The sequence below is a fragment of the Chloracidobacterium sp. N genome (genome assembly GCF_018304765.1).
Taxonomy (GTDB): Bacteria; Acidobacteriota; Blastocatellia; order Chloracidobacteriales; family Chloracidobacteriaceae; genus Chloracidobacterium; species Chloracidobacterium aggregatum.
This window is the reverse complement of the sequence record NZ_CP072642.1, coordinates 1,681,539-1,703,555: the sequence shown is the minus strand read 5'-3', so window position 1 is coordinate 1,703,555 and position 22,017 is coordinate 1,681,539. Positions and strand designations below refer to the sequence as shown.

15 protein-coding genes and 1 tRNA gene are annotated in these 22,017 nt (G+C 62.5%); 9 read left to right on the top strand and 7 right to left on the bottom strand.

Going from position 1 to position 22,017, the window contains the following annotated elements:
* The first annotated feature begins 77 nt into the window (after positions 1-77).
* Positions 78-3,914: a UvrD-helicase domain-containing protein gene (locus J8C05_RS07030; protein WP_211421543.1), complete on the top strand. Its 3,837-nt coding sequence runs from the start codon at positions 78-80 to the stop codon at positions 3,912-3,914.
* A gap of 49 nt (positions 3,915-3,963) precedes the next feature.
* Here J8C05_RS07030 and J8C05_RS07025 read toward each other — a convergent pair whose 3' ends face one another.
* Positions 3,964-4,917 (bottom strand): FAD-dependent oxidoreductase, encoded by a 954-nt coding sequence (locus J8C05_RS07025; RefSeq protein ID WP_211421542.1) that lies wholly within the window; start codon positions 4,915-4,917, stop codon positions 3,964-3,966.
* Positions 4,918-5,093: 176 nt separating this feature from the next.
* Here J8C05_RS07025 and J8C05_RS07020 point away from each other — a divergent pair, with 176 nt between their 5' ends.
* Complete coding sequence (locus J8C05_RS07020; protein WP_211421541.1) at positions 5,094-6,590, top strand: mechanosensitive ion channel family protein; 1,497 nt, start codon at positions 5,094-5,096, stop codon at positions 6,588-6,590.
* A gap of 28 nt (positions 6,591-6,618) precedes the next feature.
* Here the strand turns inward: J8C05_RS07020 and J8C05_RS07015 are convergent, their stop codons facing one another.
* Positions 6,619-7,557, bottom strand: a complete 939-nt coding sequence (locus tag J8C05_RS07015; RefSeq protein WP_211421540.1) for an ABC transporter ATP-binding protein — start codon at positions 7,555-7,557, stop codon at positions 6,619-6,621.
* Positions 7,558-7,681: 124 nt separating this feature from the next.
* Between J8C05_RS07015 and J8C05_RS07010 the strand changes: the two genes are divergently transcribed.
* Together J8C05_RS07010 and J8C05_RS07005 are read left to right on the top strand one after the other, a co-directional pair.
* The gene (locus J8C05_RS07010; RefSeq protein ID WP_014099933.1) at positions 7,682-8,395 is read left to right on the top strand and encodes a DUF2499 domain-containing protein; all 714 of its coding nucleotides are present in this window, start codon (positions 7,682-7,684) and stop codon (positions 8,393-8,395) included.
* Between the two features lie 72 nt (positions 8,396-8,467).
* Positions 8,468-8,541: transfer RNA gene (locus tag J8C05_RS07005), tRNA-Arg, on the top strand.
* A gap of 50 nt (positions 8,542-8,591) precedes the next feature.
* Here the strand turns inward: J8C05_RS07005 and J8C05_RS07000 are convergent.
* Positions 8,592-9,446 (bottom strand): DUF445 domain-containing protein, encoded by an 855-nt coding sequence (locus J8C05_RS07000; protein ID WP_211421539.1) that lies wholly within the window; start codon positions 9,444-9,446, stop codon positions 8,592-8,594.
* 184 nt (positions 9,447-9,630) lie between these two features.
* On the opposite strand from J8C05_RS07000, the gene J8C05_RS06995 reads away from it, so the two are divergent.
* On the top strand, positions 9,631-10,692 hold the full coding sequence (locus J8C05_RS06995; protein ID WP_246840672.1) for an ABC transporter permease: 1,062 nt from the start codon (positions 9,631-9,633) through the stop codon (positions 10,690-10,692).
* Between the two features lie 4 nt (positions 10,693-10,696).
* Complete coding sequence (locus tag J8C05_RS06990; RefSeq protein WP_211421537.1) at positions 10,697-12,715, top strand: tetratricopeptide repeat protein; 2,019 nt, start codon at positions 10,697-10,699, stop codon at positions 12,713-12,715.
* 21 nt (positions 12,716-12,736) lie between these two features.
* Here J8C05_RS06990 and queG read toward each other — a convergent pair whose 3' ends face one another.
* Both queG and der read right to left on the bottom strand, forming a co-directional pair.
* The gene (gene queG, locus J8C05_RS06985; RefSeq protein ID WP_211421536.1) at positions 12,737-13,711 is read right to left on the bottom strand and encodes a tRNA epoxyqueuosine(34) reductase QueG; all 975 of its coding nucleotides are present in this window, start codon (positions 13,709-13,711) and stop codon (positions 12,737-12,739) included.
* 23 nt (positions 13,712-13,734) lie between these two features.
* Positions 13,735-15,174 (bottom strand): ribosome biogenesis GTPase Der, encoded by a 1,440-nt coding sequence (gene der / locus J8C05_RS06980; RefSeq protein ID WP_211421535.1) that lies wholly within the window; start codon positions 15,172-15,174, stop codon positions 13,735-13,737.
* A 268-nt stretch (positions 15,175-15,442) separates the two neighbouring features.
* Here der and J8C05_RS06975 point away from each other — a divergent pair, with 268 nt between their 5' ends.
* The 3 genes from J8C05_RS06975 to J8C05_RS06965 all read left to right on the top strand — a co-directional run bounded on the left by J8C05_RS06975 (position 15,443) and on the right by J8C05_RS06965 (position 21,079).
* A complete protein-coding gene (locus J8C05_RS06975; protein ID WP_211421534.1) occupies positions 15,443-18,409 on the top strand; it encodes a hybrid sensor histidine kinase/response regulator in 2,967 nt (988 codons plus the stop codon).
* A gap of 5 nt (positions 18,410-18,414) precedes the next feature.
* Positions 18,415-19,794, top strand: a complete 1,380-nt coding sequence (locus J8C05_RS06970; protein ID WP_211421533.1) for a sigma-54-dependent transcriptional regulator — start codon at positions 18,415-18,417, stop codon at positions 19,792-19,794.
* Positions 19,795-19,939: 145 nt separating this feature from the next.
* Positions 19,940-21,079, top strand: a complete 1,140-nt coding sequence (locus tag J8C05_RS06965) for a response regulator (protein ID WP_211421532.1) — start codon at positions 19,940-19,942, stop codon at positions 21,077-21,079.
* Positions 21,080-21,265: 186 nt separating this feature from the next.
* Here the strand turns inward: J8C05_RS06965 and J8C05_RS06960 are convergent, their stop codons facing one another.
* Together J8C05_RS06960 and J8C05_RS06955 are read right to left on the bottom strand one after the other, a co-directional pair.
* Complete coding sequence (locus J8C05_RS06960; protein WP_211421531.1) at positions 21,266-21,604, bottom strand: DUF5615 family PIN-like protein; 339 nt, start codon at positions 21,602-21,604, stop codon at positions 21,266-21,268.
* Positions 21,605-21,607: 3 nt separating this feature from the next.
* Positions 21,608-21,937: a DUF433 domain-containing protein gene (locus J8C05_RS06955; RefSeq protein ID WP_211421530.1), complete on the bottom strand. Its 330-nt coding sequence runs from the start codon at positions 21,935-21,937 to the stop codon at positions 21,608-21,610.
* Between the last annotated feature and the right edge of the window lie 80 nt (positions 21,938-22,017).

The following is a 22,017-nucleotide window of genomic DNA, read 5'->3' as shown; positions in this document are numbered from 1 at the left end:
TAGCCTAATCCTTTCGGCCCGGCGAACGGTTGTTTTCGGCGCGTCGCCCCGGCAGGTTGGTTCTTCAGGTGAAAGCGATGGTTGTCACACTCAATCCCACGACAGGCTTGACGGATGCCCAGCAGGCGGCCATCGAGGTCCTTGACCGCCCGCTGGTCGTCACGGCCGGACCGGGCGCCGGCAAGACGCGCGTGCTGACCGAGCGTTTCCTGCACCTGCTCGAACAGCCGGGTGTCGGCGTCGAAAACATCGTAGCCATTACCTTTACGAACAAGGCCGCGAACGAAATGCGCGAGCGCATCCGGCAGCGCATCGAGGCGCAGATTGTGAAGCACCAGGGGACAGGCGCCGAGCTTCAGTGGCGGCAACGCAAGCGCCAGCTCGAAGCCGCCGCCATCGGCACGATTCACAGCTTTTGTTCGCGGCTGCTGCACGAATTTCCGCTTGCCGCCGGAGTTGATCCGACCTTTACCACGCTCGATGAGTACACGGCCGCTGTCATGCTCGATCAGGCGGCACAGCAGGCCGTCACCGGCGCGATTGACCAAGGCGATGACCTGGTGGCGGAACTGGTGGCCGCTTACGGCCGGGCAACACTCGTCACCGAACTCAAGCAGGTATTCAACCAGCTCCGCAGCCTGGGCATTCCGCTGGAGGAAGCCGAGCGCATCACCACGCAGAACACCCTGACGCTGGCTGATTACACAACTGCCTTGGAGTCCACGAGGCAGCAAGTGGCGGCGCTGAAAACGGCCATTGACGAGGAAAAGCGCGCCAAAAAGACCGGCAAAACCCTGGAAGCAGCCGAGGTGTTTCTGGCGGTCTGGAACCGGGAAGCCGATGGGTTGCAGGCGGCGGCTCCGTCAGTGAACGGGTTGCCGGCGTTTCTGGCGGCGCTGGCGCGGTTGCGCGAAGCCCTGCCGGCTGCGCGCGGCAATGTGGGCAAGGCGGTCAAACCGCTGCAGGAGTCGCTCGGAACCCGCAGCCAGGGCGGGGGACAGCTCGAAGCCATCTATTTCGATGTCTGCGCACAGGCGTATCAGAAGGTTGTCTTCGAGGTGTTGCGGGGCATGGAGTTTCTCTACACCAAGGCCAAAAGCGAATCGGCGGCGCTCGATTTCGAGGACCTGCAACTGCGGGCGCGTAAGCTGCTGGAGTCTGCCGACATCCGACGGCGCGTCCAGGAACGCTACCGGCACTTTCTGGTGGATGAGTTTCAGGACACGAATCACCTCCAGCGGAGCATCATTGATGCTCTTGGTCTCGATACCCTTGCCAACACCTGCACCCGGGGCAACCGGACGTTTTTCTTCGTCGGCGACCGCAAGCAATCCATCTATGCCTTTCGCGGGGCAGAAGTCGAGGTCTTCGATGAAACCATTGATTCGGTGACGGCAAAAGGGGGGCAGCATCTCCGGCTGGAGGTCAACTTTCGCAGCGACCCGCGCCTGGTGGATTTTTTCAACGCTGTGTTCAGCCGCATCATGGCCGCGCCGGAAGGAAGCCAGCCGGCCGAACTGCGGCAGAGCGGATTCGTGGCGCACGAGCCGGGCGTGGCCTTTCGCGCGGCGCTCAACACAGGGCAGCCAGCGGTAGTCTTTCTCTACACGGAAATGCCCAAGGGCGATGAGAATCCGTCGCCTTACGACGAATCGCTGCGCGACGTTGAGGCCGAACGGCTGGCCAGGTACGTATGGGAGCTGGTGGAGCAGCAAATCCCGCTGGTCAATACCGCGCAGGGGACGCCCCGGCCGCCGACCTACCGCGACATTGCCTTCCTGTTTGGGGCGCTGACGGATGTCAAGACCTACGAACGCGCGCTGCGGCGGGCCGGTGTGCCGTGCTATGTCGTCGCCGGGCACGGCTTCTACGGACGCCCGGAGGTCTCTGACCTGCTGAACCTGCTGGCGTTTCTCGACAATCGTGCCGATGACATTGCCCTGGCCGGCATCCTGCGCTCGCCGCTGTTCGGGCTGTCGGATGAAACCCTGCTGTGGCTGCGGTGGACGGCTGCCAATGCGTCCGACCAGTGGGTTTCGCTGTACAGCCAACTGCGCCGCGAAGCCGAACAGAAACAGGCCGCACTTGCCAGTGAGCAGCGCGCGCTGCTGGAAGAGGCTGTCGAAATTCTGGAAGAGCTGCTGGCCGTACGGAACCGCCTGCCGCTGCCTGACCTCATCGAGCAGGCCATTCGCCGGACAGGCTATGACATCGTGTGCGCCGGAGCCGAAGACGGCCCACAGCGGTTGTCCAATCTCGACAAGCTGGTGGCGCTGGCCCGGGGCTTTGCCAGCCGCGAGACGCATCTGCTGCGGGATTTCGTTGCCTACATCCGCGAGTTTCGCCGCCTCGATGCCCGCGAAGCCGAAGCCCAGCTTGAACTTGGTCTCGACGCCGTGGCGCTGCTGACGATTCACAAGTCCAAGGGGCTGGAGTTTCCGGTTGTCGTCCTGCCGGATTTGCAACGTCGCTGGCGGCAAAGCGCCGGGAAGTTCGTTTTCGAGCGGAACAGCGGCCTGGGCTTCGATGTGCCCGACATGCTGGGCCGGCGGCGGCCCACGGCGCTGAAAAGCATGGCGCTGGAAAGGATTGAGCGCCGGGAGCAGTTCGAGCGGATGCGCCAGCTTTACGTCGCCATGACGCGCGCCCAAGACGCCCTCATTCTCTCGGCCGCGGCGCGACCCAAAACCGGAAACGCGGAAGGCAGTTCCGTCCAGAGTTTTCTGGACTGGCTGAGTCCGTGGCTGCTGCCCAAAGAGGATGCCGGAAGTGCTGCGCCGGAAGCCGGTTCCGCCAGAACGGAAGTGCAACTCGACGCGGCCCGGATTCTCGTCCTGCGGGACAGCGCGCCGGTCGTGGCCGGGGATGCCGCCCCAATCCCTCACCCGGAACCATCCAGCCGGGAGGCGTTTGTCGTGCAGGCGGCAGCCGACGCCGGGCAGCGCGAATGGGCGCGCCGGGAACTCATCCGGCAACTCGAAGACCAACTGGAAACGGTTGAGCCTGACCCAGAAGCCATGGTGGGGCGGTACCACTACTCGGTGGCCCAGTTGAACAGCTTTGCCCACTGCCCCCGCCAATACTACTTTGCGCGCTTTCTCGACCCGCTGGAAGACGAGGCCGGGCCGGAGCGCCGGCCCGTCGAAGATACCGAACGCCCGGAGGGGCAGGCGCGGCTTTCGCCGGCCATACGTGGTCTCATCGTTCACAGGCTGTGCGAGGATCTGCAACCCGAAGATACCGATAACCGGGCGCTGCGGGCGGCCCTGCAACGCGCCGTGGCGTCGCTGCGGGCGGAGGGACGGCTGGAAGGTGTGATGCTTGATGACGAGGCCATCCTGGACGACGTGTGGTGGCTGGCAAAGCGATATGCCGAAAGCGACTTTCGGAAGGAAATTGATGCGGTACAGCGTCAGGCGCGGGAGCCGTCCAGCGGCTGCGAAGTCTGGAGTGAGCGCGTCTTCACCATCCGGTGCGGTGCAGCATTGGTCACGGGAGCCATGGACAAGGTGCTGATTATGCCCCATTCCGGCGGGCAGGGGGTGACGGCGCACATAGTGGACTTCAAAACCAATGCCTTTGCGACCCGGCCCGGAGAGCCGGGCTTCGAGGCGGAAAAGGCCGAAAAGGTCGCCTGGTACCGCTTGCAGTTGCAAATCTACGCCCTGGCGCTGCGGGAACTGACGCCCAAGGTGAAGGAAGTACGCGCCACGCTGCACTTTCTGGCCCCGGATGAGAAGTTTGAGCTGCCAGCCAATCAGGCCGGAAAGGAAGCCGCTGCCCACGCCGTCAACAAGGTCATCAACGAGCTGGTGGCGATTCGGACGTTTGCCGAAACCGACTTCGAGGCCAAACCCGGCGCGCGGTGTCAGCTTTGCCGCTATGCCAATGTTTGTGCCGATGCCATCCGCTAAGCCGTACGCGCCGTGTCAGCCGGTGTGAAGCCCCGCCGCCGGGGGCAGGTTACGTTGCACGCGCCAGGTGAAGCACCTCGTCCGCACAGCCCCAGGCGAGGGTGAAGCCCGCGCCGCCGTGGCCGTAGTTGTGAATGACGACGCCCACGCCACGGTGTTCCCGTTCTAGGCGGACGGCCGTCCGCCCCGGACGCAGCCCGACCCGCACTTCAAGCACCTGTGCTGAGGCCAGCGCCGGCTCAAGCTCGCGGCAGTGGCGCAAGATTCTTTCGGTTGTCGCTGCATCGGGAGTGGTATCCCAGACGTGGGACAGCGCCGTGCCGCCCAGAATGACATCCGTCTGGCGTGGGATCGTGTAGCTGATGCGGCGTGGGCCGTCGTCATCGGTCAGGGCACGCCGTACGCCGGGATTGGAAACCCGTACGACCTGCCCGCGGATGGGAAACACTTCGGGGTCATTGGCGAGCGTCCGTGCCCCCAGACCGGAGCAGTTGATGACCAGCGGGTACGCAGCGCAGGCCTCATCCAGACTGGTGAGTTCGCCGATCTGGAGTGTACCGCCTGCCGCTGAGAACTGTGCCACGAGGTAGGGGAGATACAGCGGTGTTTCCACGACCGGTACGGTGGCGGCAAAGCCGACGGCATAACCGGGCGGCAGGTCGTTTCCGGTGAGACGGGTGACGCCGCCGGTCGCTTCAGCCCACCAGGGTGTGGGGCGGTTGTGGTCAAAAAGCTCAATGAATGTCGTCGGGGTGACGCCCGGAACGCCGTCCCGGTGCTGGCGCAGGAGTTCTTCAAAGGTGGCCTTCGACCATGGCAGGGCTTTTTCGCGGGGAGCGCAGCGGTAGGGATACCAGAGCGCCGCGGCGACGTTGGAAGTCGTGGATTTTGGCTGTTCGCGGGTGATGATGGTGACGTGGTAGCCGGCGGCTTGCAGTCGCCGGGCGCAGGCCAGCCCGGAGATGCCACAGCCGATGACCAGTGCCGAACGGGAAGTAACCATAGTGGGGTGAGCGGTTGAAAAATGTCAGTGACCGATGATGTCCGGCAGGACGGCGCGAGTCAAAGTCACGCAAACTGGCCGGGGAAATCGCGCTGCCGTGGCGGTGTGGCGCTTGCCAGCCGTGGCCCGTGGCCTTTACAACCGGGGGCGCAGACTTCCCTGATGGAAAGCGTCCAATGAACCCGACGGACTTTACCTATTACTGGTGGATTGTGGTTGGTGTGCTGACGGCCGCGCTGACTATGCTGTTCATCAGGAAAACCGCCCCGGCGGAAGTACGGGAGGCGCTCCGTTTTCCAGCGTGGTGTGTGGCCGTGGCGGTGGCGGCGGCGCTGGCGGATGCCTTCCTGTCCAGCTTTGCCCCGCCGGCGCTCTTTCGTCACCTCTCGGCTATCGGTCTGGCTCTGGCGCTGGGACGGTTGTCGGTTCTGGCCTTTTTTGATGCCGGGATTGCCCGGCGGTTGGGGCTGACGGCAGAACGGATTTTCCGGGACATCATTCAGGGGATTGTCTATGCCGCTGTGGCCCTGCTGGCGCTGAGTTGGTCTGGCGTGCAGGTGACATCCCTGCTCGTCACATCGGCACTGTTTACGGCCATCATTGGTCTGTCCCTGCAGGATACGCTGGGCAACATCGTGGCCGGACTGACCCTGCAGGTGCAGCAGCCCTTTGAAGTCGGCGACTGGATTCAGCTCGATGACGGGCAGCGGGCCGGCGAAGTCGTGGAAATCAACTGGCGCGCCGTCAGGATTTTCACTCTCGATCAGGAGCAAGTGACCATTCCCAACGGGTTGCTGGCCAAAAGCCAGATTGTGACCTATACGAAACCGTCCTCCTTGGCACGGCAGACGGTTTTTGTGCAGGCGCCCTATCACATTCCACCGGAGCACGTACGGGCGGCCATTCTGACGACGATACGGGACATCCCGGAGATTTGTGCCGACCCGCCGCCGGTCGTGGCCACCTTCGCTTTTCTCGAAAATGCGACTATCCGCTACGCCATCCGCTACTTCATTGCGAACTTCGGGCGGCGGGAAGCCATTGCCAGTCTGGTGCGCGACCGGGCGTGGTATGCCCTGGACCGGGCGGCGGTTGAGTTGCCGCTGCCCCTGACGGGAATCGAGCTGCGGCGGCCGGTGTCGCCGGAGGTGAAGCAGCAGCAGCTTGTGGCCGCCTCGGAACAGTTGCTTGGGGCCGTGCCGTTGCTGGCCTGCCTGTCCAAGTCCGAACGCCTGGTCGCAGCCGAAGGGATGCGGTTGTTGCGCTATGCGCCGGGCGAAGCCCTGGTGCGGCAGGGTGAGCCGGGAGACGCCCTGTTCATTCTGGAAGCCGGGACGGTATGCGTTGAAGTGGATGGGCTGGAAGTCGGACAGATGCACGCTCCCGATTGCTTTGGCGAAATGGCGCTGATGACCGGTGAGCCGCGTTCGGCCACGATTCGCGCGGTTGGGGAAGTGACCGTCCGCACCATTCACCGGGACGTATTCTGTCACCTGTTGCGAACCAACCCCCGTCTGGCGGAGACCTTCAGCCGGGTGCTGGCGGAACGTCTGGAAGCGCGTCGCCTGAGCCTTGAAGCGGCACGTTCGGCGGCCGTGCCGGATATGGCCCACATGGACAGCAAATCAACGCAGTTGCTGGCGCAAATCAAGCGGTTGTTCGCGCTGGAATGACGCGCCGGCAAACATCTCCCGCCGGCGGTCAGAAGGTCTCGCTGAGGGTTTCGTCCCGGACGAAAAATTCTTCCAGCGCGGATTTGATCGGCGTGATGGAAACCAGGCGTCCGCCATGGCGGTGCAGCTCGGCGACGGCTTCGCCCACCTGGTCGGCTGATTTCAACTCGCAGTGCAACCCGGCGGCTGTCCGGCGAAGGCGGGCCGCAAAACGCTCCAGTGCCGCCACGGCTTCGGGTGTCGTCTCCGTGGCCACGATTTCAAGCGTGGCCGCCCGGCCCGCCTGAATTTCCGCCAGCGTCCCATAGGCCACGCGGCGGCCCTGCTTGAGAATGGCCACGCGGTCGCAGAGCGCCTCGACATCCGACAGGATGTGCGTCGAGAAAAACACCGTTTTGCCCTGGTCCCGCAGGTTGGCCATGATGTCGCGGACTTCCCGCCGTCCAATGGGATCAAGTCCCGTCATCGGTTCGTCCAGAAAGACCACTTCCGGGTCGTGCAGAATAGCCTGGGCAATGCCGATCCGCTGGAGCATGCCCTTGGAATACTTGCGCAGCGGACGGTGGGCGGCATGCTGCATGCCAACCAGCGCCAGCATTTCGGGAATGCGCCGGGCCCGCTGCGCCGCATCCAGACCGCAGAGCCGGCCGACGTAGTCAAGCAGTTCCCACCCGGTCAGGTAGTCGTAGAAGTACGGCGACTCCGGCAGGTAGCCGATGCGCCGCCGCATGCTCATGTCATCCAGCGGGCAGCCGAGAATCCGCGCCGTGCCACCCGTCGGATAGACAATCCGCATGAGGATTTTGAGCGTCGTCGTTTTTCCGGCGCCGTTGTGTCCGAGAAACCCGAAGACTTCGCCGGCATAGACTTCAAGGCTCAGGTCAACCAGTGACCGGACGCGCTTGTTGCGCCAGAAGCCAGTGACGTACTCCATGGAAAGCTGCTCGATTTCAACGACCGGTCGCATCGCTGGCTTTTTCCGCAAACATTTCTGGCCCTTTTCGTACGGTGGGCGCAGTATGGTGAAAACGGGAGGTTGATTCAACCGCCACTTCGTTTGTGGGCCACTTCGTTCGTGGGGAGGTGCCGCCATGAGTTTGCTGTCACCCCCGGTATGGGGCATTCACATTGCCAGCGTGACCGAGTGGACGCTGGCCATCGCCTTGGTGTGGCGGTTGGGAACGGTGCTGGGCCGGACAGACATCCGGCGCCTGGCCGTGGCGATGCTGCCGCACTGGGGCGCCGGGATGTGCGTCCTGGCCTGGCATGCCACCAATGACAACACCAGCCTGATGTGGATTCCACGTACGCACGAACTGCTGACACTCATCGGAAGTGTCGGGCTGGCGACGGCTGCGCTGCATCTGCGCGAATGGCCGCGGCGCTACCCCCGGTTCGTTCTGGCCGCCACGGCCGTGGCGACGCTGACTGTCGGCGGCTTTCTGCTGGCGCGGGCCTGGCTGCCCTATGGCGGGACGCGGGGCGCAATGATTCAGTCGGCCGGATTGGCCTACCTGCTGTTCGTGGTCTTTCTGGCGGTCAACCGGCGGTGGGACCGCGCGGCCTTCAACGTCCAGACGATTGTCGGGTACGGGCTGCTCATCCTGTTTGTCGTCGTCACCATTGCCCTGAGCATTGTGGCACGGACGGTCTATCGCGCGCCGTCATTGACCCATGTGGACTGGCTGCACGGCATTGCCGAGGGCACGATGACGGTGGCCAACCTGGTGCTGGTGCTTGGGTTGCGGCGGTCATTGCGGTCGCTGGAAACTGCGCCAGCGCTGGCGACGACTGTCCCAGCCTGAAAACCGTTCCCTTGGCAGACGCTTGAAAAGCCGGGCCGCGGCGCGCTATACGGCAGAACGCCGGCCGCGTCTGCGCCCGTAGCTCAATTGGATAGAGCATCAGACTTCGGATCTGAGGGTTGGGAGTTCGAGTCTCTCCGGGCGCATCCACCGGTGGGTATGGCCGAAGCCGTGCCGTGGGAGTGGCTGCTGGCAGCTAATGACCGGCCAGAGTGCGCCAGAGGTTGACGCCGGTTTGCAGGACGCCGACCGCAAAACCGACATACGTTCCAAACACCATGATGCCCCGCAGTTCCCGTCCGGCTGTTTCATAGACGAGACTCTCAAAGATGTCATTCGAGAAGGTCTCAAAACGCCGCTTGATGATGCCCTTGATGTCGAGGCGTTCGCTGAGGTGACGGACGATGTCCTGGGCAATGCGCTGTTGCAGGGGGCGCTCGCTGGTGAAGATGGCTTCCGGCAGGCGGCGTAGGGCTTCGTCCATGACTTCCCGGATGGCCATACTTTCGGAGAGCTGGTCAGCCAGGTTGTTGATAGCGCGGTCCACAATGCGGTACACCAGCGCATCGCCCACCAGAAAGGTCGCCGTCTGGCGGACAGCCGGGTGGTAATCGCGTTCGAGCCGCCGGATGACCACGGCGCGCAGTTCGTGGGCAATACGCCACTTGGCCTCGGAGGAGTTTTTGAGCGTGGTCAGCATCTCCGTGATGCGTCCGGCGACGACCGGAAGCAGGGCGTCGGGCTGCGACCGTTCGGCATAGCGCGAGCGGGCGAGGCGTTCCACGTCGGTGTCCAGCCGGAGTTCATGGAAAGCGGCCGCCAGGATGTCCGCCGTGAGGAGTTTTTCGGCGATGACGCCGGCCAGGGCATCCACGAAACGTTCCCGTTCGGCCGGAAGCAGTCCCGGCGTAAACGGCAGTTTCCAGCCAAAGACATAGACCGGCTTGAGCGGGCGAAAGAGCATCCTGACCGCCAGCCAGGCCGCGCCGTAACCGTGCGCCGTAGCGATGAGCAGGGGGCTGCAATCGAAAAGCAAGCGCAGGAAGTTCATGACCGTGCGCCGTGTAGGATGCCGGGACAAGGTTGCACGCGGCCGGGTGAAACCGTGGCTGCCGCGCGCCGGTGGCTGCGTCAGGCAGTGTAACCCGCCGCCGGGCTGCTTTGCATCTGGAAATCAGGCGCGGGATTTGGTGGTATCGTAGGGCATCCCGGTGGTGATGTCTGGTAGGGCACTGATGAAAAAGTTTGTTCTCGATCTGTTGTTTCCGGCGCTGGCTGTCGTGTTTGCGTTCGTTCTGGGGGGCGGCATTGTTCTGGTTATGGGCGACAGCCCCCTGGCGGTGTATGAGCTGTTCTTTTCAAGCGCCTTTGGCTCACTGGATGGCATCAGTTACACGCTCTTTTACGCGACGCCGCTGATCTTTACAGGGTTGGCCGTGGCGGTGGCCTTGAAGTGCGGTTTGCTCAACATCGGCGCGGAGGGACAACTCACCGTCGGAGCCTTTGCGGCCGCCTGGGTGGGCTTCACGCTGACGGGTCTTCCGTCACCACTGCTGCTGCCGGCCTGCATTCTGGCGGCAATGCTGGCCGGCGCCCTGTGGGCGGCCGTGCCGGGCCTGCTCAAATCGCGCTTTGGCGCGCATGAAGTCATCAACACCATCATGATGAACTTCATCGCTGCCGGTCTGGTCAGTTACCTGGTGCAGTATCACTACCGCGAGGTCGGCGATCCGATTCTCCAGACGCACGAAATTGCGCCGGGGGCCTGGCTGGCGCGCATGCACCGGTTGATTCCGGCCATTCCCGAACGCATCCCGCTGAGCTTGGGCTTTTTCATCGCCCTGCTGGCCTGTGCGGCCGTCTATGTCTTTCTCTGGAAAACGAAATGGGGCTATGAACTGCGCGCCGTCGGGAGCAGCCCGACGGCCGCCGAGTATGGCGGCATCAGTGTGCCACGCAACATGGTGCTGGCCATGGCGCTCAGCGGGGCGCTGGCCGGGTTGGTGGCCACCAGCGAGGTGCTGGGCTACCGGCATCGGTACTACGATGGCTTTTCGCCGGGCTACGGCTTCACCGGCATTGCCGTCGCTTTGCTGGGGCGCAACCATCCGGTGGGCATCGTGCTGGCGGCGATTCTGTTCGGCGCGTTGATTCGCTCCCAGCTTTTCATCGGGATTTTTACCGACCGCGTTTCCAAGGACCTGACGATTGTTTTACAGGCGGTCATCATCCTGTGCGTGGCTTGCGAATATCCGGTGCGTGCGGCCTTCGCCCGGCTCACCAAGTCTGAAGTCTGAACCTATGCTGTCTGCTGTACCTGCCACTGTGCTGCGCCGTGCCGTCCGCTGTGTTTCCCTGTGTTGTCTTCTGGGCTGGCCGGCTTCCGTGGCCGTGGCCCAGTTCGTTCCAGCCCAATCCGGCGCGGCGGCCGGCACTTCCCGCCCCAAGCCGCCGGCCGCGGCGGAACCGACCCGTGATGAACCGCCGGTGTCCATGGTGGTGTTGACGCCCCCCACGACCACCATTGACCTGCTGCGTGAGCAGACGGACCTCGACGCAGCCCTTGCCGCCGCGACGCTTGACGAACAGGCCCGCCAGCTTGAGACGTTTTTGCGGACCCACCCGGCCTCGCCGCTCCAGCGTGCGGCCCGGCAGGCACTCGTGCGCGTGCAGGGCCAGCTTGGTGAGCGGCAGTTGCGCGCCGGGGATGTCGAAGCGGCGCAGCGCACGTTTCGCCAGGCGTTCAACACGTTGCCCGAAGCGGAAGCCGCTCCGGTCTTTCAATCGCTCATCCTGCCGATGCCGTTGCTGCTGGCGACTCAGGGGCGACGTACGGAAGCCGTCCTGCTGATGCGCGAGTTCCAGCCACGGGCCTGGAATGAAGCTAAAGCGCTCGAACAGGTCGGGCTGTTTTACCTGAGTCTGGAAGTCCCGGCCGACGCTCAGCAAGTGTTCAAGCGCGCTCTCGAACTTGATGCCACATCTGCAACGCTGTGGCACAGTCTGGGCGTGGCCTATCAGATGGGCCTCCGTCTGGACGATGCGGCTGCCGCCTTTCAGCGGGCGCTTGAACTCGATCCAAAAAGCCGGGTGGCCTGGGCGGCGCTGGCTGATCTCCAGCGCGCAGCCGGGGATTACGAAAAAGCTGAAGCCAACTACCGCCGACAGCTTGACATCGAGCCGGAGCACCCGACGGCGTGGGGCGGGCTGGCCATGTGCTATCTGGCCCGGGGGCAGGAAAGCGAAGCCATTGCCCCTATGGCGCGCATGCTCACCATCAATCCCCGGGATGTGCGTTTTCTGACCCAACTGGCCTACACGCAGGCTGCCAACGGGAATGTGGCCGCCGCCATTGCCGCCGGCACGCAGGCCAAGCGCCTTCAGCCGAACTATCCCTGGCTGCGCATCGTCGAAGCCCATCTGATGCGGCGGGCCGGCGACTTGGCCGAGGCGGAGAACATTCTGGGCGAAGCCCTGCAAACCGCCCAGTTTGCCACGCTCCAGTTTGAACTGGGGGCGACACTGATTCTGGCCAACGCCTACGAACAGGCGCTGGAACCCTTTGAAGCCTTCCTCAAGGTCACACCCGACGGCGAATTTGAGGCCGTTCTGGGCGGGACGCTGCCGGTGCGCAGCGCACGTCTCTCGCGGTTGCTCGACCTCGAACGCCGCGCCTCATTGCTGGTGGCTTCCCCGCTGCTTACCGACGAGGAAATGGCATTTATCGAGCGTTACGTACGCTTTGCCATGCTGGCCAAGCAGGCCCGCGCCGGCAGCCTGCCAAAAGGCGGACTGACCGAGTCGCCGCTTGAAGTTGCGGCCAAGGAATTTGTCGCCGGCAAGGACCCCGGACGCGGATGGCGGTTGTTGCGCGCCGCCGGGATGTTGACCGAAGTGGGTGAACTCGGCATGGCTGAACGTTTTGCCCGGCAGGCCATTGATGCCACGTCGGATGCCGCGCGCGTGGCCGGGGGAGGCGTGGACAGCCCACGGGCCGAAGACCGCCTGGCGGAGTTTTACGTGCGCGCACAGATGACACTGGGCTGGATACTCTACCGGCAGGGCGAGACGGCAGCGGCCACCGTCCGGCTGCGGGAGGCGGTGAAAGCCTATCCGAATGCGCCGTCACGCCGTGAAGCCGCCTGGCGGTTAGGGACGGTTCTTGAAGCAATGAAGCAGGACGCGGAAGCCTTCGAGGCGTACCGGCTCGGCTACGACGCCCAGGCCCCGACGGCTGCCGAGCGCCGCACCAAACTGGAAGCCGTGTACAAGCGTCTGCATGGCTCGCTCGAAGGCTTTGAAGCCGCGCTGGCACCCTGAGCCGGTCTTTCCACGGTATTTTCAATCCGGTTGCTCCGGCGCGGTGGTCTGTGGGCGTGCCGCTTCGACGTTGCGGAGCAGTCCGCGCTGTTTGGCGCGCATGACGGGCGTGCCGGCAAACCGCTCCCGGAAGGCTTCCGGCGTCAGCGCGGCGAGTTCGTCCAGACGTGGGGCAACCATGCCGGGGCGGGGTAGGAAGCGCGCTTCGGTCGTCGGCTGGCGAAACCGTGACCACGGACATACGTCCTGACACACATCGCACCCGAAGACCCACCCGTGCGTGGGCAGCTCCGGGGTTTCGCTTTTCGACTCGATGGTGGCAAAGGCAATACATTGCCGGGCGTCCACGACATACGGCGCGACAATCGCCTGGGTCGGACAGGCTTCCAGGCAGGCCGTACACGTGCCGCAGTGGTCGGGAACGAGTTCCGTTTCGGGTTCGAGGTCAATGTCGAGGAACAGTTCGCCGAGAAAGACCCACGAGCCAAACTCACGGGTGATGACGTTGCCGTGCTTGCCAAGCCAGCCGAGTCCGGCGCGCACGGCCCAGGCTTTGTCCATGGCGGGTTGGGCGTCCACGGCGATGTAGCCGTGGGCTTCCGGGCGTTCGGCTGTCACCCACGCCAGCAGCGCCTTCAGCTTTTCGCCCATGACATCGTGGTAGTCATCGCCCCAGGCGTAGCGCGAAATTTTGCCGATGTCCGGGGCTTCGACGTGGCGCGGCGGCGTGTCGTAGTTGAGCGCCACGGCCACTACTGATTTGACGTTGGGGAGGAGTTGAGCCGGGTCCGTACGCTTGTCCGCCGTACGCGCCATCCAGTGCATGGTGGCGTGGTAGCCACGGGCAAGCCATTCGTGGAGCCGCATGCCTTCGGCCGCCAGTGGTTCGGCGCGCGCAATGCCCACTTTGGAGAACCCCAGCGCCAGCGCCTGGGCTTTGAGGCGGGCTGTAAACGCGGCTACCGCCGCTGGCTGGTCATCGGCAGGAGGCGGCATGGGCAGATGCAAACGATGGGGGGTTAGCGTTTTTTGGCCGTCCGGGGGCGCGACACAATGCGCAGCGGCGTCGCAAAAAAGTCGAAGTTTTCGCGCAGCCGGTTTTCCACATAGCGGACATAAGAAAAATGGAGCTTTTCGGTCGTGTTCGTAAACAGGACGAACGTCGGCGGCACGCTGCGCGCCTGCGTCACATAGTGCACCTTGACCGGCGTGTTGCTCGGCAGGGTGGCGCGCGGTGTTTCGAGGTATTCCGCAAAGAAACGGTTGAGTTCGCCGGTGGGTATCCGCCGGTAACGCGCGTCATAGGCACGCGCGGCAAGGTCAAGCAGGCGCGTCACCCGTTGCCCGGTCAGGGCCGAAACGAAGACCGCCGGGGCATAATCCAGAAACTTCACCCGCTCGCGCAGTTGTCGTTCGTAGAGTCTGGCGGTGTGGGTGTCTTTTTCCACGAGGTCCCATTTGTTGAGGGCAATCAGGATGGATGTGCCGCTTTCGAGGGCGTAGCCGGCAATGACTTCATCCAGATGGGTCGGGCCTTCCACGGCATCGAGCAGCAGAATGGCCACATCGGTCCGCGCTAGGGCTTTGCGCGCCATGATGACCGAAAGTTTCTCGGCCATGGCGGTGGTCCGTCCTTTGCGGCGGATGCCGGCCGTGTCAATGAGCGTGAAGGGCCGTCCGTTGTGGATGAGGTCGGTATCTATGGCGTCGCGGGTCGTGCCGGGAATCGGACTCACGATAACCCGTTCCTCGCCGAGGATGGCGTTGACCAGCGATGACTTGCCGACGTTGGGGCGACCAATGACAGCCACCCGGATGCGCTCCGGCCGCGGCGGTGCCGCTGCCGGAGCGTTCGTCACGGCGAGAATCTCATCGAGAAGTTCGGCCGTGCCGGTCCCATGCTCGGCTGAGACCGGAAAGAGCTGGTCAAAGCCAAACCGGTAAAACTCACCGGCAGCCGTACGGACCTGGTCCGACTCCACCTTGTTGGCCACGACAAACACCGGCTTGCCCGTGGTATGGAGATGCCGCGCGAGTTCTTCGTCAAGCGGTGTGATGCCTTCGCGCGCGTCCACCACCCACAGCAGTAAATCGGCTTCCCCGATGGCGCGCGAAGCTTGCTTGAAGATATTGGCCGGGATGATGGCTTCCTCATCGGGCACGATGCCGCCGGTGTCCACAAGTTCAAAGCTGCGCCCCAGCCATTCGACAACGCCGTAGTGACGGTCACGGGTAATGCCCGGCTCGTCGCCGACAATAGCCTGACGACGGCCGACCAGCTTGTTGAACAGCGTGGATTTGCCGACGTTCGGCCGCCCCAGGATGACCACACTGGGTAACGGTTGGGGCGGTTGCAGCGCGGGCGGCAGCTCATCCACGAGGTCGGAGAGCTGCTCGATGGGAATCCCGTCGTCGGGCGTGGTGCTTTCGGGCAGAAGTGGTGGGGTTGGGTGCGGCATCGTTGGTTTGGGCCAGGGGACAGGAGGCGTCGCCAGGGGAGGACGTTCCCGCCGTGGCGCAGTTGCAAAGGCAGATGATACACGTTGCTGGATGCGCTGCGTCGTGGTGTTTTCCAGATATACCTCGCCTGTTTATATCAAGTGTGTTTTTTATCACAAAAAGGCGTGCAAACGTGTCAGCAAGTGGAATACACTCCGGGAAGCGCCCCCGCTGGCCTTGGCCCTGTTCCGGGATGCCGTATCTCATCGGAAATGCTGCGTTGACACCATGGTTTCGGCTTGCGCCACTTCAAACCCGGCACTGTATCCGGTTGTGGAAGCCACCTCTGCACCGAATGGGACACCAGTCGTTCTGGTGGTGGATGATGACTTTCAGCTCTGCGAGTTTCTCGGCGACCTGCTCGAAAGTGACGGCTTTGAGGTCTTGAAAGCCTGGAATGGTGAGGAAGCCCTCCGGCTGGTGGAAACCATCACCCCCGACCTCGTGCTGCTCGACATCCACATGCCGCACCTGGACGGCATCCAGACCTGCGCCGAGCTTCGCAAACGGCCGAAAACCGCCCACACGCCAATCCTGATGCTGACGGCGGTCATTGAGGAGGAGAGCATTGAGCAGGCGTTTGTCGCCGGCGCGACCGATTACATGACCAAACCGCCCAGCCCGCTGGCACTTCGGTTTCGGGCTGCCGGACTGATCAATGCCCACCGCCGCAACCGTCAACTGCGCGAAACAGAAACCCGGCTGCAATCCGTCATTCGCCATGCGTCGGATGCCATCCTGACACTTGACCAGACACTGACCGTCGTTTCCGCCAATCCGTCAGCGGCGCACCTGTTTGCTGCGGCGACGGAGCATCTCATCGGACGGTCGATTGGTGAACTGCTTGCCATCGCACCGGAAAACCTGGGCGCGCTCCCGGTGGAGACGGAGAGTTGTTTTCCGGGTGCGCCGGGGCGGATGGTTGAAGTCACAGCCGGGGAGTTTCATTCCGGCAGCAGGCGGTTTTATACCCTCATTGTCCGGGACATCACCGAGCGCAAAAAGGCCGAGAACCAGCTTCGGGAGTGGCAGGTGATGCTCCAGTCCACGCTCGATACCCTGTCCGCCCACATTGCCGTTCTGGATCAGAACGGCGTCATTCTGGAGGTCAATGAAGCGTGGAAACGCTTTGCGCGGGAAAACGGGCTTCAGACTGGCAACTTCGGCATCGGGATGAACTATCTGGCCCTGTGTGAGCAGGCGACAGGCCCTGAAAGCGAGGTTGCTCACGCCCTGGCCCGTGGCATCCGGCAGGTCATGGCTGGAAAGGCGGCTTACACCCTGGAGTATCCCCGTCACAGCCCATGGGCCAGACGGTGGTTCATAGCGCGCGTTGCCCGGTTGGCGGATTTGCCGGAAGCGCCGATCGTCGTGGCCCACGAGGAATCTACTGAACAACACCTGGCGCGGGAGCAACTCCAGCAGGCGAACCAGTTTATGCGCCGGGTCATCGAGGCCATTCCCGACGGCATCGGGGTGCTGGATGCCCACGGACGCCTGAAGCTTGCCAATCGGGCGCTGAGCCACATCCTGGGCGTTCCGGCGTCAGAACTTCTCCGTCAGCGCGTGAGCGGCTTCCTGACCCGTCACCGTCGCCCCGCCCTGCGGGAAGCCGTCCGCCGGCTGCTGCACCAGGGTGGTGGCGTCGAAGACATCGAAACCAGTGTACGCCGAAAGGATGGATGTTTTGTGCCGGTTCGGCTGTCCCTGGTGCCGGTGATGTCCGACCAGACTCTCGTGGTCATTGTCGAAGACCTGACGCCACAGAAGGCCATGGTGGAGGTGCTCCGCCGCCGCGATGAGGAATGGTCGGCCACGGTGGATGCCATTTCAGACCTCATCCTGCTGGAGGATTCCCAAGGACGGCTGCGCCGGTGCAATCGGGCGGTAACGACCTTTCTCGGCGCGACCTACCAGCGCCTCATCGGCCAGCCGACCGTTCGTTATTTCTTTCCGCATCTGTCCGCCACAGCCAAAACCCTGCGTGAAGCCGTCGGCGACCAGCCGGAGTTTCAGTTTCCCGGCCGCGATCAGTGGTTTGAGATGAGCAGCTACTGGATTCCGCAGGAACGCGGGATTGGAACAGGATGGGTACACGTCATCAAGGACATCACTGCACGCCGTCAGGCAGACAGTGCGATGCGGCGGCTGACGGCGGCCATTGAGCAGATTGCCGAGGCCGTCGTCATGCTGGACGGCTCCGGCTATGTCCAGTACGTCAATCCGGCGTTTGAAAAGACCACGGGGCTGGTGCGTGAGTCTGCCTATGGCTGCCAGTTCTTTGAGCTGCCGGTGGGCCCCGTTCAGGCCAGCCTCCGCGACGAAATCTTCCGGGCGCTGCAATCCGGGCGCGAGTGGCACGGTATCTACACGGCCCGCCGCAAAGACGGCACGACCTACCAGGAAGAAGCCTCAGTGTCTCCCGTGTGGGACGAAGCCGGCCGTCTCCAGAACATTGTCGCCGTGTGCCGGGATGTCACCGAACAGCTCCGCTACGAATCCATTGCCGAGGCCGTCAATGTCATGGAGACGACCGGATATATCTTCTCCGGCATCCGGCACGAAATGGGCAATCCCATCAACTCTGTCAAAACGGCACTGACAGTACTGAAGCAGATGGAGAATCCTTCGCGCGCCACCATCGCAAAGTATCTCGACCGTTCGCTGGCAGAAATCAGCCGGGTGGAATACCTGCTCAAAACCCTGCGTTCCTTTAGCCTGTACGAAACGCCGGTGTTGGAGCCGCTGCCGGTTGCGCCGTTTCTGGAGCGTTTCTGTTCACTCATCGAGGAGGACTTTGCCAAGCGCGGCATCCGGCTGGAATACCGGTTTGAAAAGGATGCCGGTACGGTCCGCGCCGACCAGCGGGCGCTGCATCAGGCCCTGCTCAACCTCGTCACCAATGCAGCGGATGCCCTTGAGGGCTGCGATGATCCGACCATTACGCTGCGCGTTTTTCGGCGCGAGCATCTGGTGAGTATTGTCATTGCGGATAACGGCGTTGGGTTGACGCCCCAGCAGCTTGACCAGCTCTTCAAGCCGTTTTACACCTCGAAGCCGCACGGCACAGGTCTGGGACTCGTCATCACCCGGAAGCTCATCACCAAGATGAACGGTACGGTCGAACTGCGTCCCGGGCCGACCGGCGGATGTGAAGCCATTGTGACGCTCGAAGCCGTTGCTCCGAAGGAATAGGCCGGATGTCCAGGCGGATGCTCATCCTTGATGACGAGCCTTTGTTTCGGGAAACCCTGGCCGAGGTGTTCAGCGGACGGGGTTTTTTGGTTTCCCTGGCGTCGAGCCTGGCGGCGGCGCGGCAACTGTTGCACCGGATGCCCTTTGACATCGTACTGCTCGACAACAAGCTGCCGGATGGCGGCGGACTGGCGCTGGTCCCGGAACTTCTGCGGTCAAATGACGCCGTGAAAATCCTGCTGCTGACGGCGTTTCCGAGTTATGAAAATGCCGTCCAGGCGCTCAAGTCCGGCATTCACGATTATCTTTCCAAGCCGGTCGAGGTGGAGGAAGTCATCCTGACCGTCGAGCGGCTGCTGCATACGACGGCGCTGGAAAAGGTCGAGGAAGTTCACCGTTTTCAGGCGCATCAGGAGAGCCGGACGGCGCTGCTGGTTGGCGCCGGGGCGCGCTTTGCTGACATCCACCGCCTCATCGAACGGGCGGCGGCCACCGAGGTGCGGGTGCTCATCACCGGTGAAACGGGGACGGGAAAAAGCCTCGTCGCCAAGGCGATTCACTACGCCTCGCGTCTGGCCGAAAAACCGTTCATCAGCGTCAACTGCGCGGCCCTGCCGGAATCGCTCATTGAAGCCGAGCTGTTTGGCGTCGAAAAGGGGGCCTTTACTGGGGCCACAGCCACCCGCAAGGGACTGTTTGAGCTGGCCGATGGCGGGACGCTGTTTCTCGACGAAATCACCGAAATGCCGCTGGCGCTGCAATCCAAACTGCTTGGGGTGCTCGAAGACCAGTCCCTGCGCCGGTTGGGCAGTGAAGTGCAGCGCACGGTGTCCGTCCGCGTTCTGGCCGCCACCAACGTTGACCCGGAAAAGGCCATTGCGGCGGGCACGTTCCGGCGTGATCTCTACTACCGGCTGAATGTCATCCACATCCACCTGCCGCCGCTGCGGGAACGGCTCGACGACTTGCCGGCCCTGTGCCGGCACTTCATCGCCACCTTGGCGCCGGGACGGGCCGTGGACATCCCGGAGGACGAAATTGCGCGCCTGGCTGAATATACGTTTCCCGGAAACGTCCGCGAGCTGCGCAACCTCATTGAACGCAGCCTGATCCTCCACGACGGGCAGTACATTTTCCCGTGCCGGTTGATTTTCAACCCGGCGGCGGCGTCCCAGCCGCACCCGGCGGAACCCCTCCGGCGTCTGGCTGATGTCGAACGGCAGCACATCCTCGCCGTGTTTGAACGCTGCGGCCGCAACCTGACGGCGACGGCCCAAGCACTGGACATCTCCCTGTCCACGCTCCGGCGCAAGTTGACCGAATATGGGGTGCGCCCCACGGCTGCCGCATCCCCTGCCAATTTGGAAGCCCCCCTTTCAAAATGACACGTCAGGCTGGCATCTGCGCCACGAAGTCAGCCGGTGTTTTCCCAATACATCTTTGATTTCCAGTGGTTTACGGATTTTTCCGGTGCTGGCACAGAGCTTGCGCTGCAAGTGGGCAGACCGTTCTGTGGTGCAGGTAAAGCCAATGCCGACCGTGCTCATCGTGGATGATGAAAAGCTGTTCCTCAGCAGTGTTTCCGAAGGGATCGCCAATCTCCTGGATGGGGTCAGGATACTGACGGCAAACCAGGGGGCTGAGGCGCTGGAGATCATCCGTCAGGGGGGTGTGGACCTGCTTGTGACCGACCTGAAGATGCCCGTGATGGATGGCTTTCACCTGCTGGCCTGTGTGGCGTCGGAGCAGCCACAGGTTTCGGCGATTGTGATGACCGCCTTTGGAACGAGCGAAATCGAGAAGCGCGTCCGGGAAATCGGGGCCATTGGTTACATCGAAAAGCCCATTGATCTGCATGCGCTGGCCAGCCTCGTCGAGAACACGCTGGCCAAACGCAGCGCGGGTTTTTTGCGGGGCATCAACCTGTCAAGTTTCCTGCAACTGCTCAATATCGAACGCAAAACCTGCACGCTCAACATCCGCCAGGGGCAACAGCTTGCGACACTCATTTTCCAGGAAGGCGAACTGGTGAATGCCCGGACCGAACACCGGGAAGGTGAAGCGGCGGTCTATGAGGTCATCGGTTGGTCACAGCCTGAAATCGAGATGTCCGGCGTTGTCAAAAAGCAGCCGGTAAACGTGCATACCCCCCTCGACCACCTGCTGCTGAATGCACACCAGATGCTGGATGAGCAGGTGCGGGAACAGGTTCTTTCGCCGGAAGGCCAAACATCTGGCCCTCCGGTCGAACCCTTTCAACCCACCGGCCCCCGGGCCGGTCACATCTCACAGGAGAACTTCACTATGGGCAACATCAAAGAATCCCTGGTCGCTGTTATGGAAATTGAAGGCACCGTCGGTGCGGCACTGGCCGACTGGAAAAGCGGCATGTGCCTTGGCACGATTGGCGGCACGCCGACCTACAACCTCGAAATTGCCGCTGCGGGAAATACCGAGGTTATCCGGGCAAAAATGAAAGCCATGGCCAATCTCAACCTCAAGGAAACCATCGAGGACATTCTCATCACCCTCGACACCCAGTATCACCTCATCCGCCTGCTCAAAAGCGCGCCGAATCTTTTTCTCTACGTGGCCATCAAGAAAGACACCGGCAACCTTGCGCTGGCCCGGCACAAGCTGACCCAGATCGAAGCCAAGCTGGAGGTCTGAACGGGCAACCCCAGGCATTGGTGCCAAACGCGGGAGGCTGAATACCTCCCGCGTTTTCACTCGTCGGCTGCCGCAGCCTGAACGATTGGTTGTCTTGTCCACAAGATACAAGGTGGAACAGCATGCTGCTACCGGAACCGAGCGGTCCCTCGGTTGCAAGCGCCTGTTGGGTGCATATCCTGCTGGTTATCCGGGACGATTAATGCGCACCAGTTGTCCTGCCATTTGATGTTGAGTCATCAACGCAGCATGAACACGCTGCGCCAAAGCCTTAAAATCTGGATCAACGGTACAGACAATGATACCCGTATGGTCCACATACCTTTGATGCAAACGAACAAAATGCTTACGATTGAGCGTTATCAGGATACGCGCTTCCGCTACAGCAAACGCCAGCACCTCTTCATCGGGGATTGCCTGCCCCGCCCGACCACTTTCATAGCTGGTGAGCACATCATGTCCTAACCGTCGCAATGCCTCCACGGCTGGAAGAGGAAAATTTTCATTGGCATATAAACGTGCCATTGTTTACGCCGCCTCATTCTCAGCGATCTGTTGTTCAATTTCTTCTCGATGGAGGCGGTAATAAGCCCAGGCATTGACCAAATCTTCTGACCGCAGGCTGGGATAACTACGCAATAGGTCTGCCTCACTCGCGCCCAGTCGTCTGGCTTGCACCAACACCCACACAGGGATTCGTGTACGTACAATGCACGGTTCACTACCACAAACGTTCGGTATACTCTCGACCCCAGGAAAGGCATCTCCCAAATCACGCACAATCCATTGCAATACTTGCGCCTTTTCTGCAGGTGTGATCTTGGTGAGGAGTTGTTCAATCTCTTGAAGGGTCTTCATAAAGCTTCGCTCCATATCTCGCTACCGTACACATAGCATACCTAAAAGTGCGACCAACGGCCAGCACTTCAGCCGCACCA